The following is a 13,945-nucleotide window of genomic DNA, read 5'->3' on the forward strand; positions in this document are numbered from 1 at the left end:
CTTGGTAAGATTCATGATTATTTCTGTTATATATTTGAATGTGAGATACTTAAATATACAAAGAATGTAGAATCTTACCAATTTTAAACTCTATTTTTCCTGCCAATTATTAATCGAACTCAGGTTAGTAATAAGCGAATTATGATTACGGGCTTTTAAATTCAAATAATTTATTTTTTCGATGTGAAAACAAAAAAGCAGTGGAATCAAATTCCACTGCTTCGTATTATGTCAAATTAAAGCTTATTCTACCACGCTCAATTTAACAGCATTCGTTTTGCGGGATTTTGAAACCGGCATACTCAATGTGTTAATGAATACGTCACCTTTCTTCAATTCACCTTTTTCGATAAGGAAAAGTTTGATGTCTTCAATCAAATCATCCGTTGAAACATCCTGATCTTTATCGTAGAAATATACTTTTGTTCCCCAATAAAGCGCCAATGTATTCATCAAAGTTTTATCCGAAGTGAAAATCAACAAACTCGCTTTTGGGCGGTGATGAGAAAGACGGAAAGAAGTATATCCTGAACGTGTAACACCGATAATTGCAGCAGCATTTGTATCACGAGCCAAACGGCAGGCGCTCATTACTACGTTGTCATTCAGTTTGTTTTCGCTTGGTTTTTCGTTTACAAACGCATGGTGTTTGAAATAAACATCAAGAGAGTTTTCCTCTACTTTTTCAATCGTACGGCTCATCGTTTCAACAGCAAGCAACGGATATTTTCCGGAAGCTGTTTCTGCACTAAGCATTACGGCATCAGCACCATCCAGTACTGAGTTCGCAACGTCACTGATCTCCGCACGTGTTCCGCGAGGACTTTCGATCATGCTTTCCAGCATTTGCGTCGCAACGATAACCGGCTTACCAGCTTTGTTACATTTGTCAACGATCATTTTTTGAATCATCGGAACTTCTTCTGCCGGTAATTCAACACCCAAATCTCCACGGGCAACCATGATTGCATCCGCAGCTTCGATGATTTCGTCAATATTTGCTACTGCTTCCGGCTTTTCGATTTTTGCGATCAAACGCGCAAATTTGCCTTTGTTAGCGATGTATTCTTTTACTTTAATGATTTCAGAAGCAGTACGCACAAACGAAAGTGCTACCCATTCCACATTATGTTCCAGTCCGAAATCAAGATCTTCGTAATCTTTTGTAGTTACCGAAGGCATTGAAACGCGTGTATTTGGAAGGTTTACACCTTTTTTAGATTTCAACAAACCGCCGTAAATAACCTCTGTTACAACATCGCTTCCTTCAATTCCTGTTACCAGCACTTCAAGTTTACCGTCATCCATCAAAATACGGTCACCTATTTTAACGTCATTGTACATGCCGTCGTAAGGAGTACTTACTTTTTCAGCAGTACCCAAAACTTCTGTATTGGAAAGAATCAGTTTATTTCCAGCCTCGATCAATACACCATCTTTTTCAGCTACAAGTCCGATACGGATTTTTGGTCCCTGCAAATCCTGTAAAATGGCAAGGTTCAATCCGAATTCTTCGTTTATTTCGCGAATGGTATTAAGCCTGGCCAGGTGGTCTGCATGCGTACCATGAGAAAAGTTTAGACGAAAAACATTTACGCCGGCAACTGCCAAAGCATGAAGCATTTCTTTTGTTTCTGATGTTGGGCCTACGGTAGCAACAATTTTGGTTTTCTTGGAAGACATAGAGTTAATTGCAGTATTATATGAATTTACTAAACACAATCCACATCAATCACGACGTGGACGCCTTTTATGGTTTTATCGGTTAGAATATCAATGACTTTTTCTTGTATAAACGACTTTGCCGCCTTAAAATTAATCTTTTCTCGTTCAAGTTTAATGAGAATGTCGAACAAAAACTGATTTCTTACTCTTTCAACCAACGGAGGCTCCGGTCCGAGTACACGGCTGGCGCCTAAATTGGCTGTTAATTTTTCTGCCAAAACGACTGCGGCACGTTTCGAAGTCGCCTCATCCATATGTTTTATTGTAATCTTTATTAACCTGGTAAACGGCGGGTAATGGTATTGCTCACGCTCTACGATTTCCGCATCATACATGCCCGTGTAATCATTCTGGATAATTCTTTCCAGAATTTTCTGAGCCGGATTTGCGGTTTGGATCAAAACTTTTCCAGGTTTATCAGCTCGTCGCCCCGCTCTTCCACTAACCTGGGTCAGCATCTGAAAAGCACGTTCGGAAGCTCTGAATTCCGGAAAGTGAATGATCCTGTCGGCATCAAAAATACCAACCATACTTACATTATCAAAATCCAGGCCTTTGCTAACCATTTGAGTGCCAACTAAAATATCGGTACCTCCTTCTTCAAATTCCTGGATAATCTGCTGATAAGCGTTTTTTGCACGCGTGGTATCAAAATCCATTCGTTGAACTCTCGCAGTTGGCAATAGCAAATGCAATTCTTCTTCAATTTTTTCCGTTCCGTATCCAATGGTTTTTACTTTTGGAGAACCGCAAGCCGGACATGTCCTTGGCACTTCTTCCTTATGTCCGCAATAATGGCATCGAAGTTCACGCGCTTTCATGTGGTATGTGAGACTTACATCACAATTAGCACATTCGGAAATCCAGCTGCATTCTTCACATTGCATATACGGAGAATAACCGCGGCGATTTTGGAATAAAATCGTTTGTTCTTTATTGTTTAAATTCGATTCAAGATGTTCGAGCAAAACGGATGAAAATTCATTTTTCATCTTTTTCTGCTTTTTTTCTTTTTTCGTGTCAATTAAAACAAAAGTAGGCAAAGCTGCATTACCAAATCGTTGTGTTATTTCAACCAATCCGTAACGACCATTTCGGGCGTGGTAGTAACTTTCAAGTGAAGGTGTCGCAGAGCCAAGTAAAGTTTTTGCCTTATGCATATAGGCCATGAATACAGCTACATCACGGGCATGATAGCGCGGAGCCGGATCGTGTTGTTTGTAGGAAGTTTCATGTTCCTCATCTACAATAATGAGCCCCAGATTATCAAAAGGCAAAAAGATGGCAGACCGAACACCGACTACAAACTGGAATTTTCCATCCAGAATTCCTTTCCAGACTTCAACGCGTTCATTATCTGAAAATTTGGAATGATAAATTCCCATGGAATCACCGAATACTTTTCGTAAACGGGTAACGATTTGTGTTGTTAAAGCGATTTCGGGCAGCAAAAACAAAACCTGCGATCCACTTTCCATCGCCTGTTTGATCAGTTCAATATACACTTCCGTTTTTCCGCTTCCGGTAATACCATGCAACAGCACAACTTCTTTTTCGGAAAAAGCTTCATGAATTTGCTTAAAAGCTGTTTGCTGTGATTCTGTTAAGTTGACAACCGCTGGCGGACCAAGCGGAATATCAGCAAAGCGGGAAACGATGATATCAAACTGTTCGAAAATGCCTTTTTTAATAAGCGTTTGTAAAGCAGAATCTGATAAACCATCGTCTTGGGAAAAGATTGATTTATCAAGACCTTTTTGATTTAGTTCTTCGTGATTATAAACCGGTACATGGCTTAAATAACGCATCAAAATATCCTGCTGTTTCGGGATTTTATCAAGAGAAGAGGTTAATTCAACCAATGATTTCTCTGAAACAAATGCAGAGGTCAAACGTATTTTCTTGACAACTTTTGGCTTATATCTTTCTTTAACTTCTTCAAAAAGAATAATCGCACGTTTCCCAACCAAAGATTTTATTACGGCCGTAATATTAGTCTGGTTCACCAGCCTGGCCACTTCTTCATAGGAAAGCGTAGCATGTTTTTTTATTTCATCCAGAATATAACGCTCCTGATCCGTTAGCAATTCTTCATAATCAAATTCAGGATTGTGCTGAATCCGTGACTCACTTGTAATTTTCAGTCCGGCTGGTAGGGCAACATTTAAAACTTCGCCGATATTACACAGGTAATATTCTGAAATCCAGTTGAAAAGTTCCAGCTGTTTAGTCGTGACAATCGGTTCATCATCCAGTAATTCAAGAATATATTTTGCCTGGTATAAGGCGGGAGGATTAGCGTGAATATTGGCAACAACGGCTGTAATTACACGTTTTTTGCCAAACTGTACAATTACCCGAGCTCCTACTTTAATCATCTCAGCCATTGTCCTAGGAACCCTGTAAGTAAAGAGCCGGGGCACAGGGACAGGAAGAATCAAATCGGCGAATAAGGTAATTTCGTCCTCAAAAAGGGAGGTCATTGGCAAAATCTAGTTTATTTACTTTTAAAAAAGGGTAAAAGATCCTTCTGATCAATTTTTCTAATATCAAAAAAGACATTGTTCAAATGGTCAAAATCAGAATCAGTAGTAATCAACTGAAGTCCTAAAAGCGCAGCAAGGGAAGCAATCCAAAGATCATTTTTTCCCATATTTCTTGGTGTAGCAAAAGGATAAGTTTGAAATGCAGGATTAGCTATTTGCGAATAAGCATCAATTTCAGTGTAAATATCGACGTTAAAATTGCTGACATCAACAATATTGACCTGGTCTAAAAAGATATCAAGTAAACCCCTTCTTTTACTTCCCCAATTGTTTTGCAACGCTATGGATTTAATTTCCGCTTCTGAAACAACGGAAACATATAGAGGTAAGTTCTCGGGGTTAAGAAACTTGATTATGCCATATCCGTCAGAAGCTCTTATAACTGCAAGAATTATATTTGTATCAAATAGAAGATTCATTATTTGGTAGCATCAAGCTGGGTCATTAATTTGTCCCATTCTTCTGCTGTAAAGGGTTCGGCAGGTTCAGCATTTTTAAGCGCGCTAATTAATGTTTCATTACTTTTTCCAGTCTTCCTACCAAAAGCGGTAGCACCTCCCGAAGCCAGAATTTCCTCAGGAGAATGTGAAGTATGTGTTTTAAACAGACTGGTTTTAGACGAAGACAACTTAGTTCTCATGTTGATTTAGTTGTTTTATAATCAAATATACAAAAATGTAAATCAATTAAGGATGTTAGTTAATGATGTCTTTCAGCTATTATCACGATTAGAATATTGTTTTGATTTCTAAAACAGTCGAATTGTCCCAGTTAACCATCGCATTAAATAATCTGATATGACTATACTGAGAAATACCAGATTCCGGAATTTGGACTTCTTCAATAATTCCTGAATCTAAAAGAAATGCTCTTTGTGTTCCTGGCAGCAAAGGCGTATCAGGTGTGAACCATCGACCATCTTTCAAAAAAGCAACATTACAGTATAACGTATCCGTAACCATTCTATTTTTGATGATTAGAATTTCTTCGGCATCACCTCGCTTTTCATAAAGCTTATTTAACGAAGTTCGATCATCGTATTTGTAGGAATAATTAATTGTAGCGTCGTGCACACGTTGGATTTTCGATATCGTCCGAAAATTATAGGGTTCCCATTTTATGTTATCGATTGTTTTTGAATAAGCTAATCTGCATTTGTAATATGCATCAGTAACATCATCAGGAATCGAAATCAATTCTGATAAATTCCAGGAATCAGTAAAACCAAACAGCTCTGTTCTGGTTTTATTCAGACGCGCTTCGTGATAAGATAAATTAATTAGCTGACGATCTTTAACACAAATCGTTTCAAAGCACAACTGAAGGGACATGGGCGAAGGGTAAATAAACTTTATCAATTAATTCCTGGTATTCACTGTGTGCATCGCTTTTGGCAGTTATTCCGCCTCCGCTTTTGAAAACCAGTTTTCCGTTCTGGTTTTCAATGTAACGTATCATGACTGCACTATCGAAATTTTCTCCGTCGAAATAACCCATTACGCCTGTGTAATAGCCTCTTTCATAACCTTCGGCATCTTTGATGATTTTCAGCGTGCTCGGTTTTGGTGCGCCGCTTATAGAACCTGCCGGAAGTAATTTTACCAGTAGGTCTCCAAATTCACCATCAAAATTATCTGGCAAAATTCCGGCAATTTCTGAGCTTACCTGCAAAAGGGTTTTCTGGTTTGTTTCAATTTGTTCAATAAAACGATACTGTTCAACCCAAACTTTATCAGCCACAATGCTGATATCATTTCTGATTAAATCGACAATCGTTGCGTGTTCAGCAGCTTCTTTTGGGTCTGAAAGAATTACTTTTTCAGCATTAGGGAAAGATGCGTCGATCGTTCCTTTCATCGGAAAAGATGAAATTCTTTTTCCTTTTATTTTGATGAAAATTTCCGGAGAAAAGCAGACAAACTGATCTTTTAACCAAAAACGATAAGGGGCTTTACTATGTTGAAAAATATCTTTTAAGCCAAGATTTGTGTCAATTGGTGTTGGAAGGGAAAGATTAACAAGAAAGGAATTTCCGGCTTTCAGGTTATTAACAACGTGATTGAATTTATTTTGATAGGTTTCAAAAGGAATTGGATTTTTCCTGAAATGAAAATCGGGTAAAGATTCGTTTTTATTATTTAAGGGATCATTTGTGAATCCATTAAAGTTAAATAATATTTCTGACGGATCAATCTCATCCAAACGCCAGGCAACCGGCTTTTGCAGTAAAAAGTCAATGAGGAAGACAAACGGAATTTTCCGTTTCCCCCAATCATTGAGGTGCTTTGAGAAATTTTGTATTGTGTTTGTCAATGGAAAAAATAATAATTTCAACAGGTCTTTTTAACAGTCGGCAAATTTACAAAGTTCAGAAACCAATCGTTTAAATAAAGAGTTAGATTATAATAAGGATTTAGAAACTAAACTCATGCATATCCACGACGTAATTATTATCGGGGGAGGGCCTTGCGGACTTGCCATGGCTATTGAAGCAAGCAAAAACGGTCTTGACCATTTAATTCTGGAAAAGGGTAATTTAACAGAATCGATTAGGAATTATCCCCGCCGGATGCGCTTCTTTTCAACTGCTGAAAATATAGAAATAGGAGGGATTCCTTTCGCAATTTCTGAGGTAAAAGCGAATAGAAACGAAGCACTGCAATATTATCGCAAAGTTGCTGGATATTTCAACCTTAATTTCAAGCTTTTCGTCGATGTCGAGCGTACTGAAAAACAGGCTGACGGAACATTCCTTGTTTACACAACTGACGGGCAGATTTTTCAATCCAAAACGGTAGTTCTGGCAACTGGTTATTTTGACGTTCCCCGTAAACTGAATGTGCCGGGAGAAAATTTACCGCATGTTTCACATTACTACGATGAACCATTTAAATATTCCTATACCAATGTCGTTTTGGTAGGCGGTTCCAATTCTTCTGTTGAGGCAGCTTTGGAACTGTATCGTCATGATGCGCATGTGACGATTGTCCATAAAGAAGCAGATTTCCGGACAAAAGTAAAATACTGGCTTGTTCCGGATGTTAAAAATCGGGTGAAGGAAGGTAAAATTCATACGCGTTTTAATTGTATTACCAAAGCAATAGAGCCGGGCCGAATTCAAATTGAAAACATAGAAACCGGTGAACTGGAATGGTTGCCTGGTGATTTTGTTTTTCTTTTGGTGGGATATTTGCCGGACGAACATTTATTATTCCGTTGCGGCATTGTCCTTGATCCGCAAACAAAGGTACCTACTTTCGATCCTGAAACATTTGAAACCAACATTCCGGGCCTATACTTATGCGGAACGGTAATGGCTGGCGTTTTTACGGAAAAAATATTTATCGAAAACGGCCGTGATCACGCGGCTGCGATTGCTGATCATTTGATGGGAAGGGAAGTGAGAAAAGTGAAGGAGCTGATTGACAGGATTTAGTTTACAAACTAATCAGGCGGTGATAAGTTCAATTTGTGATGTGTACAGTTTGAACTTATCATCTGCTGAAATAATAGTGAGTTTTTCTGTTAAAGCAACGGAAAGAATAAGCCGGTCGAAGGGATCTTTGTGTATTTCAAAGAAGGGTATTTGAATATAATTTGATATGTGAATTTGGGTGATGGGCAACAGTTCAAAACCATCCTCACTTGCTATAAGTACTATATCTTCTATTGATACAGGAAGTTCAGGTAACTTTCCGGTTTTTTGTTTGATTGCAATTTCATAAAGGCTGACCAGGCTTACAAAGATTGAATTGCTCGTATCGGTCAGTAAATTTAAAATTTCATTACTCAGTCTTTTATCATTCAATTGAAACCAGATGAGGATTTGTGTGTCGATAAGATATTTCATTACAAATAGTCTTTCAAGTCATCTAATGGCTCATTAAAATCATCAGGCAAAGACATTTGTTTTTCTTTTAAATGGTGTAAACGGGTAAGTCCGCCGGGTTGACGTTTATTAGGAACTTTCATTTCTTCCAAAAATAAAACCACAACTTTTGTCTTATTTGTTGTTGGTGGAGTTTCACTGAGTGTAAGAACTCCATTTTCAAATACTCCGCTTATGGATTTATACATGGCCCTGACTTTTTATTTTACATGAAAATTACAAAATTTCCATGTAAAATAAAGTATCCCACCAATTCATTAATCGTTTTCACTCCGCAAACATCAATCTCCTCCTTTTCTTCTTCCTCGAAACTTTTTCAATTTTTCCGATCAAACCTTTTCCACCAACGGCATAGCCAACATTTCCTGCAAAGCTAACGGCGTGAAAAGGTTCAGTACCAACTGCCATCCATGTTTTCCCCTGGGTAACAGAAGAACTGCTTCCCGATGGACCGACTGCGACCAGTGCTACGTCATCAGAACGGATCTGGGTGTCGCCGTTCCAGGTTGCGTAGTGTTTGCGATAAATGGCAACACCCTCCTTTAAGCCTAATGGTTTGGTGCTTGCTCCGTATTTCCAGGTAACGCCGCCATCATTTGTCAGCAAAACATTTCGTGTCGTGTCAGATGTATTTTTATAATCTCCGCCCACCGCTATTCCATCCTTTTTAGACCAGAAATGAAGTCCGAAAATCCCGCTTGTCGGTCCGGCCGGCATGGGTGTTTCTGCTACTAACCAGTGACGGCCAAAATCTTCTGAACGAAAAACCCGTGCTATTTTTCCGCCGCCTGTGCCGATAAAAGCTCTGTCTTTTCCCACAGCGAGAATTGATGTTCCGCTTGCTGCAAAAGAAGCTTCACCAGGCATTCCCTCAGGCCGGTTTTCAAGGGGCAATTCCTGCCAGCTTTTTCCGCCGTCTTCTGTTGTCAAAATGAATAATTTCCCGTTAAGCGGATCGCCAAGGCATATTCCCTGATTTTTATTCCAAAAATCGATACCATCCAAAAATACCCCGGTTTGTGTAGATTGGTACACAAGATTCCAGGTTTCTCCGCCATCTTCGGTCCTGTATATTTTCGCTCTTCCGGTTTCTGCTAACCCTGAGCTCATGGCAACGGCTGTTTCTTTTCCAAAAGCATGAATATCGCGGAAGTCAAGTGAATCAGCACCAGGAACTTTCATAACAGACCAGCTTTTTCCGCCATTAACGGTTCGTAAAACAGTTCCGGACGATCCTCCGATCCAACAAGTAGTTGGTGTGACCGCATGAACGCCACGCATATTCACTACCGTTTTTATTTTCAATATGTCCCATTGGGAATATGCGCTTGTAGAAGTTAGAAACGAAGCTGATAGAAATATCAGAAAAAATGCGATAGGTCGACTAAAAAGAAGATTAAGAAGTTTTTTTGGCACGGTATTTTTATAAATTTGGTTAGCTATTTATTTTACATCACACAAATAAGAATTTGTTATGAACAAGAATCAAAAATTTCTGATAGGTACTCTAAGTGCTTTGGTAGCAGGTGTTGCAATCGGTTTGTTAGTTGCTCCAAAGAAAGGGAAAGATACGCGTAAGCTGATTAAAAGTAAAGCATATGATCTAGGCGATACTGTAAAAAGCAAAGCAGGTGACCTTGGTGGAACAGCTAAGGATACCTACGAAAAAAGCCTTGAAGAACTTTCTGTGTTAGCTGATAAATTGAAAGAAGGCTTCTTTAAAAATGTAAATGTGGCAAAAGATAAAGCCACCTCAGTAGCAGATAACGTTAACGAAAAAGTTAGAAGTGTTGTTAATCACAACGTATAATTAACTTATTGTTAGAAGGATATATAGGCCGGTTCATTTGAACCGGCCTTTTTTGTATTAAAGAAATCTCTGTTTTAAATTAACATCAACCAATAACACTTCCTAATTCTTTTGCGGCTGCCATACTGATTCCTTTGTAGAAAATATATTCGTTCATGAGTTCATTTTCCTGATCTTCTGTCTTGGCTTTTTTTAATTCTTCCATGCAAATTTTCATCTTTTCTTCAATAAAAGCCTTTTTAAGACGAAGAATATTGATAAAACTACTTTTATCCAGCATGTCTACTTCGGACGGTACATATATTTCAAATTTTTCTGTCCAAAGTGTGCTCAGTTCATACTTATTTGTTAACCAGCCAATCGTAAGATTGCGGATTTCAGATTCGTGATGGTTTTGGAAATAATCTGTTTGTAAAACAACTTCGCGACTATGGTTTTCACGGAACAAAGTTAAGAGATGACTGAAAACAGGATCTTTAAAATCAATGCCTTGAATTTCTCCTAAAACGTACGCACAGACAGTAATAGTTGGTTCTAACTCATGCGCTCCATACAAAATCAAAAGCCTGATAAATGCTTCTTCCTGATAATAAAGTTTTGTCCGCTGGTTTGATTCCTCTATTTCCGTTGAAGCCGAACCAGATGATTCTGACTCAAAGAAATCAGCGGGTGGCCCATCGCTTGAAAAAGGAATGTCCTGAGGTCCCTGTGGTGTCGCCGGTCGGTTACCTCGTTCCTGCGGTTTAGGCTGCGTGTGAAGCTTTCTAAGTAATTTATTGCCTTCCGAAATCAGCATTTGCTCATCCACCTTCATCATTTCTGATGTGCGATGAAAAAATACCTGACGCTTGATTGCATCCGGAATTTTTATAATGCTGTTGACAACCTCACCAATAACAGCCGCAAGTCTGAAAGGGTCATTTCCAGCATCTTGTAGTAATGTTTCCGTTTTAAAGGTTATAAAATCCTTCGAAGCCTTTTTTAAATATTCCTTAAATGCTTCCGCTCCAACGCGGCGCACATAACTATCAGGATCTTCACCGTCAGGAAAAAGTACAATGCTAACATTTAAACCTTCCTCCAAAACCAGATCCAGCCCACGCAAAGCAGCTTTGATACCAGCTATGTCACCATCATATAAAATGGTAATATTGGGTGTAAACCTGCCAATTAAACGAATTTGCTCAATGGTAAGGGAAGTTCCCGAAGAGGCTACAACATTTTCAATACCAGCCTGATGCAGCGATACAACATCCGTATACCCTTCTACCAAATAACAGGCTTCCTGTTGCCTGATTGCATTTTTAGCCTGAAAAATACCGTAAAGAATATCACTTTTATGATAGACTTCGGTTTCCGGCGAATTGAGGTACTTTGGTTGAGAAGCGCCTTTTCCTGATTTATCTGTTTTTAAAATCCGTGCTCCAAAAGCAATTACTTTCCCGGCTACGTTATGAATCGGAAAAATAACACGACCTCTAAAACGATCATATCCGGCCGTCTTACTCCCTTCTTTATGAATAAGTAAGCCTGCTTTTTCCAGAATATCGGCAGTGTATCCTTTATTTAAAGCTTCTTTTGTAAAAGCATCCCAGGTATCAGGACTATATCCAAGCTCGAATTTCTTTTGGATATCGTTTGTAAATCCACGCTCCCGAAAATAACTGAGGCCGATGGATTGTCCTTCATCCGTATCGTGAAGCTGCTGGATATAAAAGTTTTTTGCAAAATTTAAAATAATGTAAAGACTTTCGCGCGCATTTTGGCGTAGCGCTTCTTCATCGGTAACTTCCTCTTCCTGTATTTCAATCTGATATTTGTTGGCCAGATAGCGCAGTGCTTCACCATATCCAATACCATCAATATCCATAACAAACTTGATCGCATCGCCCGCAGCTCCACATCCAAAACATTTGAATATTTGGCGGACAGGATTAACGTTAAACGATGGCGATTTTTCGTTATGAAAAGGACAGCAAGCCGAATAATTTGCTCCTTTTTTCTTCAAAGCCACAAAATCCCCTACCACTTCCACAATGTCAGCGGACTGCTTGATCCTGTCAACCGTTTCGGGATTAATGCGCATTTTTAATTCTAATCAATTTAATTGTATGATTTTACTGTATCGCCGGTAGTTCTTTACTTAATACGTTCATGCAGTTTCACGGGACTTTTTACTTTTTTATCAAATTTCATACTAAGGAACTCAACGATAAATTTAAATGCCATCGAGAAATAAGCATACCCTTTTGGAATTTAGTAGTGAACAGCCTCGTCTATAAGCAGCTTTCCAATCATTAACAAAAAAGGAAGCGCTAAAATTTTAATCGATGGCGATTATTTACAATAATCGCCGATTTGGGGAGCAAAACTAATCATAATAAAAGTTGAAGCAGTTATTGCAAGTATCACAATACGCATTTCTTTCACAAAACCAACCGTTGTTAAAATGGATTTAAGAAAAAAGATAATCTTTAACGATGCGATTTGAGTCAGGGCTTTCGTGCAACTATTGTAGTAAAAACGATGTTCACCATAACAAGCACGAGTTGAGCAGTGCAAGAGTTAACAAACTAAGATATATTTTTATCTATAATTAAGTATTTTAGTTTTAGGTTTTACTTTTATTAAAAAAGGAGATTGTTTTAAGGCTAATATAAATAAAATCATAAACGAAATTTTTTTCTGATAACATAAATGTGTTATTTTGTGCTTCGTAAATTTTATTCGATCATTCCAGACGTGATATAATAATAATAAAAATATAGTGTGTGTATAGTGTGAAACAGGGCATGAAAATTTTTTCATGTCTTTGTTTTTTTTAGGGATATTGAATAATTATATTCTTAGATAAAGCAAACCGCGTGGCAAGAGCCAAACGATCATTGTGTAGAGGAAAAATATTTGACCAGGTATAAGATTATATTCCACCCAGTTTATCAACAAGGTTGGAATAAATAGAATAATATAAATTTTTGTCCATACCGTATTTCTGATTATTCTCATCAATATTATACTTCTGAATATAACAACCAATAATAATGAGCTGCCTGATAATCCAGTTTCTGCTAATAATCCAATAAAGGTGTTGTGTGCAGAAAGCTTGTCTGCATTATTTTGTTTGTTTTCTACAATCCTGTTCACCGCAGCAAGGCCTTCTCCCATAACCGGTTTTTTATAAAAAGCATCAAGATAAATATCCCATATTTTTTGCCTTTCGGAATAAGATGTTTCTTTCCGTCCTTCCACCAGCCCGAACATTCTTTCAATCCGGTATTTCATGTAGGAATCGGGAAAAGAATCTAGGAAATCCTTGCCGTCGGTTGGATGTATGAAGAAATAGGAAATAATAAAAAGAGAAATTATAAAAATGATCTGGGGCAGTTTCAATGGTAAATAAAGCAATGGAATTGTAAGAATGAGGCAAAATAGGGGACTTCGACGAGCGGAAAAATAAATGGCAACTACGGAAATAATTAAAATGACGCTGTAATATAACTTTTTACCCAAACCTGCCGGGGTAAATCTTAGCTTAATCAATGCCAGAATACCCATAACCATCGTTGGGTACGCCCAGAAAGTATTTGAGGCGAAAAATATATTCAGCATTCCGCCAGTAGGTTTGAGAAATATCAAACTGGCAAGGTCCAGAATAAGAATGACAAAGTTGCCATACCAGATTGCCCGAAGAATATTAAGAGTAAAAGTGGCAAGACTTTGAGAAATGACAGCGGTATAGGAAATAAATAATAAAATTGCCCAAATTGAAAGTAAAGTCCAAACACCATACAGCAGGTAACTGGACATTTCCATGCTCAAAAGTCCTGATAACAGCCAGCTGATACCCAGAAAAAAGACATCGGCATTTTGTATAAAAATTTTTGTAGTAAGTTTTAAGTGAAGCTTAAATGAATAAAGCATAATCCAGAGTGGAAGTGCTATTCTGCAACCTGAGAGAAGATTCAAAAAACCGGA

Annotated in this window: 13 protein-coding genes; 2 read left to right on the forward strand and 11 right to left on the reverse strand. The window is 38.1% G+C overall.

The window, feature by feature from the left end; translation table 11 throughout:
• Positions 1–243: 243 nt before the first annotated feature.
• From pyk to FZF08_RS25770, 6 genes are all read right to left on the reverse strand, one after another.
• Positions 244–1,683, reverse strand: coding sequence for a pyruvate kinase (gene pyk / locus FZF08_RS25745; protein ID WP_159475650.1), 1,440 nt, complete (start codon positions 1,681–1,683; stop codon positions 244–246).
• A 29-nt stretch (positions 1,684–1,712) separates the two neighbouring features.
• Positions 1,713–4,208, reverse strand: a complete 2,496-nt coding sequence (gene priA / locus FZF08_RS25750; protein ID WP_159475653.1) for a primosomal protein N' — start codon at positions 4,206–4,208, stop codon at positions 1,713–1,715.
• Positions 4,209–4,222: 14 nt separating this feature from the next.
• Positions 4,223–4,690, reverse strand: a complete 468-nt coding sequence (locus tag FZF08_RS25755; protein ID WP_159475656.1) for a type II toxin-antitoxin system VapC family toxin — start codon at positions 4,688–4,690, stop codon at positions 4,223–4,225.
• Positions 4,690–4,911, reverse strand: coding sequence for a hypothetical protein (locus tag FZF08_RS25760; protein WP_159475658.1), 222 nt, complete (start codon positions 4,909–4,911; stop codon positions 4,690–4,692). The genes FZF08_RS25755 and FZF08_RS25760 overlap by 1 nt, the downstream gene beginning before the upstream one ends.
• Positions 4,912–4,999: 88 nt before the next feature.
• Complete coding sequence (locus FZF08_RS25765; protein WP_159475660.1) at positions 5,000–5,602, reverse strand: aminotransferase class IV; 603 nt, start codon at positions 5,600–5,602, stop codon at positions 5,000–5,002.
• Positions 5,580–6,605 (reverse strand): aminodeoxychorismate synthase component I, encoded by a 1,026-nt coding sequence (locus FZF08_RS25770; RefSeq protein WP_229216704.1) that lies wholly within the window; start codon positions 6,603–6,605, stop codon positions 5,580–5,582. The genes FZF08_RS25765 and FZF08_RS25770 overlap by 23 nt, the downstream gene beginning before the upstream one ends.
• 94 nt (positions 6,606–6,699) lie before the next feature.
• Here FZF08_RS25770 and FZF08_RS25775 point away from each other — a divergent pair, with 94 nt between their 5' ends.
• Positions 6,700–7,707: a YpdA family putative bacillithiol disulfide reductase gene (locus tag FZF08_RS25775; protein WP_159475662.1), complete on the forward strand. Its 1,008-nt coding sequence runs from the start codon at positions 6,700–6,702 to the stop codon at positions 7,705–7,707.
• 12 nt (positions 7,708–7,719) lie between these two features.
• On the opposite strand, the gene FZF08_RS25780 is transcribed toward FZF08_RS25775, so the two are convergent.
• The 3 genes from FZF08_RS25780 to FZF08_RS25790 all read right to left on the reverse strand — a co-directional run bounded on the left by FZF08_RS25780 (position 7,720) and on the right by FZF08_RS25790 (position 9,576).
• Positions 7,720–8,121 (reverse strand): type II toxin-antitoxin system VapC family toxin, encoded by a 402-nt coding sequence (locus FZF08_RS25780; protein ID WP_159475664.1) that lies wholly within the window; start codon positions 8,119–8,121, stop codon positions 7,720–7,722.
• The gene (locus tag FZF08_RS25785; protein ID WP_159475666.1) at positions 8,121–8,348 is read right to left on the reverse strand and encodes a hypothetical protein; all 228 of its coding nucleotides are present in this window, start codon (positions 8,346–8,348) and stop codon (positions 8,121–8,123) included. The genes FZF08_RS25780 and FZF08_RS25785 overlap by 1 nt, the downstream gene beginning before the upstream one ends.
• Positions 8,349–8,427: 79 nt before the next feature.
• Positions 8,428–9,576, reverse strand: coding sequence for a YCF48-related protein (locus tag FZF08_RS25790; RefSeq protein ID WP_229216705.1), 1,149 nt, complete (start codon positions 9,574–9,576; stop codon positions 8,428–8,430).
• A 58-nt stretch (positions 9,577–9,634) separates the two neighbouring features.
• Between FZF08_RS25790 and FZF08_RS25795 the strand changes: the two genes are divergently transcribed.
• The gene (locus FZF08_RS25795) at positions 9,635–9,970 is read left to right on the forward strand and encodes a YtxH domain-containing protein (RefSeq protein WP_159475668.1); all 336 of its coding nucleotides are present in this window, start codon (positions 9,635–9,637) and stop codon (positions 9,968–9,970) included.
• An 85-nt stretch (positions 9,971–10,055) separates the two neighbouring features.
• On the opposite strand, the gene dnaG is transcribed toward FZF08_RS25795, so the two are convergent.
• On the reverse strand, positions 10,056–12,056 hold the full coding sequence (dnaG, locus tag FZF08_RS25800; RefSeq protein ID WP_159475670.1) for a DNA primase: 2,001 nt from the start codon (positions 12,054–12,056) through the stop codon (positions 10,056–10,058).
• A gap of 752 nt (positions 12,057–12,808) precedes the next feature.
• Positions 12,809–13,891, reverse strand: coding sequence for an O-antigen ligase (locus tag FZF08_RS25805; RefSeq protein ID WP_159475672.1), 1,083 nt, complete (start codon positions 13,889–13,891; stop codon positions 12,809–12,811).
• Between the last annotated feature and the right edge of the window lie 54 nt (positions 13,892–13,945).

It is taken from the genome of Dyadobacter sp. 3J3, assembly GCF_009801115.1.
Taxonomy (GTDB): Bacteria; Bacteroidota; Bacteroidia; order Cytophagales; family Spirosomataceae; genus Dyadobacter.

Excerpts from the sequence above, each read along its gene's own strand:
- FZF08_RS25755 (WP_159475656.1), bottom strand. The coding sequence starts at position 4,690 with ATGAATCTTCTATTTGATACAAATATAATTCTTGCAGTTATAAGAGCT.
- FZF08_RS25775 (WP_159475662.1), top strand. The coding sequence starts at position 6,700 with ATGCATATCCACGACGTAATTATTATCGGGGGAGGGCCTTGCGGACTT.
- FZF08_RS25795 (WP_159475668.1), top strand. The coding sequence starts at position 9,635 with ATGAACAAGAATCAAAAATTTCTGATAGGTACTCTAAGTGCTTTGGTA.
- FZF08_RS25805 (WP_159475672.1), bottom strand. The coding sequence starts at position 13,891 with ATGCTTTATTCATTTAAGCTTCACTTAAAACTTACTACAAAAATTTTT.
- FZF08_RS25760 (WP_159475658.1), bottom strand. The coding sequence starts at position 4,911 with ATGAGAACTAAGTTGTCTTCGTCTAAAACCAGTCTGTTTAAAACACAT.
- FZF08_RS25780 (WP_159475664.1), bottom strand. The coding sequence starts at position 8,121 with ATGAAATATCTTATCGACACACAAATCCTCATCTGGTTTCAATTGAAT.
- FZF08_RS25785 (WP_159475666.1), bottom strand. The coding sequence starts at position 8,348 with ATGTATAAATCCATAAGCGGAGTATTTGAAAATGGAGTTCTTACACTC.
- priA (WP_159475653.1), bottom strand. The coding sequence starts at position 4,208 with ATGACCTCCCTTTTTGAGGACGAAATTACCTTATTCGCCGATTTGATT.
- FZF08_RS25765 (WP_159475660.1), bottom strand. The coding sequence starts at position 5,602 with ATGTCCCTTCAGTTGTGCTTTGAAACGATTTGTGTTAAAGATCGTCAG.
- dnaG (WP_159475670.1), bottom strand. The coding sequence starts at position 12,056 with ATGCGCATTAATCCCGAAACGGTTGACAGGATCAAGCAGTCCGCTGAC.
- pyk (WP_159475650.1), bottom strand. The coding sequence starts at position 1,683 with ATGTCTTCCAAGAAAACCAAAATTGTTGCTACCGTAGGCCCAACATCA.